Genomic DNA, 3,476 nt, shown 5'->3' on the forward strand with positions numbered 1-3,476 from the left:
ATCTCTCAAACTCCTTTCCGATTTTTAGTTTATTTTTATTTCTTCTTGCTGCTTTCCAGACTCATAAATAGCGTCGATTACCTTTTGAACAATAAGCCCATGTTCACCAGAAGCCATGGGCTCTTTACCTTCTCTTATGCACTCTAAAAAGTGAAGAACTTCTTCTCTATAAATACCACCTGGAGACTGAGGTTTAATCTGGGGTTTTATATCAGCAATTTTACCTCCAAATTCTCCAAAGAGAGTAAGTCCCTCTCGTGAGGTAATCTTTGCTCCCGCTTTATCCCCAAAAACCTGAACCCTATCATCATCCTGAGCGTTAAGTGCCCAGCTGCTTTCCATCCACAGAGCAGCCCCATTTTTGAATCGGACAAGGCTAATAGCATACTCATCTACATCAAAAGGCCCACCAGGCACAGGTTCTCCCCACATATCCACATAAATATAAGGCTTGCGAGTGGCAATTTTATCAAAAGTAAAACCGCTCACGCTCACCGGTTCAGGATATCCCATAAGCCACATCCCCAGGTCTAAATAATGAACTCCTATATCAATCAGTGCTCCACCACCAGATTTGGCTTTAGTAGTAAACCAGCTCCCCATAGCCGGGATACCCCGTCTCCTCAAAATAACAGACTGAGCATGATATACTTCTCCCAGAAGACCTTCCTCTACCCAGGACTTAAGGGTTATAACTTCCGGCCGAAATCTGTAGGAAAAACCAATCATGAGAATTTTGCCGTTTTTCTTTGCACAATCAACAATCTCATAAGCTTCTTTAGCATTCATAGCCATAGGTTTTTCCAAAAGCACATGTTTCCCACTTTCTAAGGCAGCACAAGCAGCTCGATGGTGGAGAAAATTAGGTAAACATATACTCACCGCCTCAATCTCTGGATCTTCTAAAAGGTCTTCATAGTTAGTATAAGCTTTGGGAATTTCTAATCTCTTTTGTGCCTCAAAAAGGCGCTCAGAATTGGTATCAGCAATAGCCCATAGCTCTGCCTCAGGAACATCTCTATAGGCAAGAGCATGAACCACACCAATATTACCTGCTCCAATCACTCCTACTTTGATTTTAGCCATTGTTTCTCCTCCTTGCTCGTTTCTGTTTTGTTGTTCAAAAGCTCAAGACAAACTATATCCTCCTCTATAAAGGCAGGCCGGTAAAGCCTCTTTGATTCTCCTTCCTGATTTCCATATAAATCTTTTCTTCCCGGGAGAAAGGCAAAGTACAAGTTAAGTTCCCTTAAATAGCTCCTCCTCCTTTGCTTCTTTAGTTTTTGCGAGGAATACCATGACATCCTCTGAAAGATCTATATTTTAAACAGAGCTAACCGACTTTACCCCGAGAAATCTTGTAACTCTCCCTCGCAATGCAGCGCAGAAGAGACAAGATGAGGATAACTTTACTCGATAGAATTACTTTTTATTACCTCAGAATACCAATAACCGCTGTCTTTTATTATCCTTTTTTGAGTCTCATAATCCACGTATACTATTCCAAACCTCTTCGAGTATCCCAAAGCCCACTCAAAGTTATCCAGTAGCGACCACACGAAGTATCCTTTTAATCTAACCCCGTCTTCTATTGCTCTCAAAGCCTGACTAAAATGCTCTTTTAAATAGTTGATTCTTCTTTCATCATGCACTTTTCCGTTTTCTATTTTGTCTTCAAATGCTGCTCCATTTTCTGTCACAAAAACTTCTGCAGGGTCGTATTCACTTTGAACTCCTTTTAATATCTTATAAAAACCCTCTGGATATATCTCCCAACCCATTTCTGTTTTAGGTAGTCCTCTTTCTACCGCTTTTCCTCCCAGTGGAGATTGAGGATCTGCCTGGATTAAGTCACCAGAATAATAATTTATCCCCACAAAATCTATGGGTTCTTTTATTTCTGTCATATCTTTTTCGTAATGGGAGGGTAAAAATTCTTTCGCCACTTCCCGGATCTTTTCTGGATAATCTCCCTTATATATGGGGTGTAAAAATAGCGGATAGTTGGTCCACTCATGAGAAAATTGGGCAGCTTCCTTATCCTCTTGTGAGTCACTGGCCGGGTCATGAGAACTATTAGATAGCGTTATGCCAATTTTCCCTCCTCTCGTTTCTTCTCTAAATGCTCTAACTGCTTTAGAGTGAGCTCTTAGTTGATTATGGGTAGCTAAAAACGCTGCATATAAATCTTTCATACCCGGAGCATGCCTTCCCTCATAGTAACCCACAAAAGCGGCTACCCAGGGCTCATTTAACGTTATCCAGTTTTTTACTCTATCTCCTAACCTCTGGAACATAAAATCAGCGTAATCTGCATACCAGCAAGCTATATCTCTATTAGCCCATCCCCCCAAATCCTGGAGAGCTGCAGGTAAATCCCAGTGGTATAGGGTAACAAATGGAGTTATGCCAGCATTCAATAGTTCGTCTACTAACCTGCTATAAAAATCCACCCCCTTTTCATTTATTTTCCCTTTGCCATAAGGAAAAATCCTCGGCCAGGCTATAGAAAACCGGTATCCTTTCAAGCCCAGTTCTTTCATTATAGCTACATCTTCCCGATATCTACGGTAATGGTCATCAGCTATATCTCCAGTATCTCCGTTTAAAATATTGCCGGGGGTGTGAGAAAACCTGTGCCATATTGATGGCCCTGCACCATCAGCAAGGGGTGATCCCTCGATCTGGTATGATGCTGTTGCCGCCCCCCATATAAATCCTTCTGGAAATGATTTTGCCACTGAATATTCCTCCCTTTTTATATAATCAATAAAATCCTACCCTTGACCTTATGAAATCTATTTTTTCAATCCCTCTTATGTCTTTGCAAAAGCTTTTTTCCTGTCTTTGAGAGAAGCTCTTTTTTAGTTGTTACAAAAAGCGTAGCCACGCGGTAATCTCTCCTTTGACAAGTCTGAATAAATTTTAAAAGATAGATTACCACACAAACAAGCAGATTGACTTGCAATGAACCCCCGGGATTGCCACAGAAAGGGATATGTAATCCTTACAGTTACATTATAAAAATACAAGAAACAATCAGAACAAAAGTGAAGTAACTGCATTCTTTCCTCCCTCATATACTGCGCCTTATTCTAATAGCCACTCCTCGGATAATTTAGGAACGTCAGCTATTAGCTGCTTCGTATAGGGATGATCAGGTTCAGATATTATTTTATCAGCCTCTCCTTCTTCTACAATTTTTCCTTCATGCATAATCAATAATCTTTCGCTCACATAGTACGCCAGACCTAAATCATGAGTAACAAACATTATTGTCGTACCTTCCGTATCTCTTAAGTCCAACAATAACTCCAGTATCCCTGACCTCAAGTTAGCATCTATCATAGAAGTGGGTTCATCAGCTATCAAAAGCTCGGGCTTTATGAGATGAGCTCTGGCTATCATTACTCTCTGTCTTTGTCCTCCACTGAGTTCAAAAGGAAATTTATCTGCTACTTCATCCGGTCTAAAAT

Annotated in this window: 3 protein-coding genes; all 3 read right to left on the bottom strand. The window is 40.6% G+C overall.

All coding sequences use genetic code 11. The features are described from left to right. Positions 1 to 24: 24 nt before the first annotated feature. Positions 25 to 1,086, bottom strand: a complete 1,062-nt coding sequence (locus GXZ17_RS05715; RefSeq protein WP_409376330.1) for a Gfo/Idh/MocA family protein — start codon at positions 1,084 to 1,086, stop codon at positions 25 to 27. 323 nt (positions 1,087 to 1,409) lie between these two features. Further along, a complete protein-coding gene (locus GXZ17_RS05720; protein WP_409376331.1) occupies positions 1,410 to 2,741 on the bottom strand; it encodes a GH1 family beta-glucosidase in 1,332 nt (443 codons plus the stop codon). A 349-nt stretch (positions 2,742 to 3,090) separates the two neighbouring features. After that, positions 3,091 to 3,476: ATP-binding cassette domain-containing protein (locus GXZ17_RS05725; RefSeq protein ID WP_409376332.1), on the bottom strand; the 386-nt coding region annotated here is incomplete at its 5' end.

Source organism: Candidatus Sordicultor fermentans (assembly GCF_012728195.1).
GTDB classification, from domain to species: domain Bacteria; phylum Atribacterota; class Atribacteria; order Atribacterales; family Caldatribacteriaceae; genus Sordicultor; species Sordicultor fermentans.

What these genes read in the sequence shown, in the direction of transcription:
- GXZ17_RS05715 (WP_409376330.1), bottom strand. Translation starts at nt 1,086, where the DNA reads ATGGCTAAAATCAAAGTAGGAGTGATTGGAGCAGGTAATATTGGTGTG.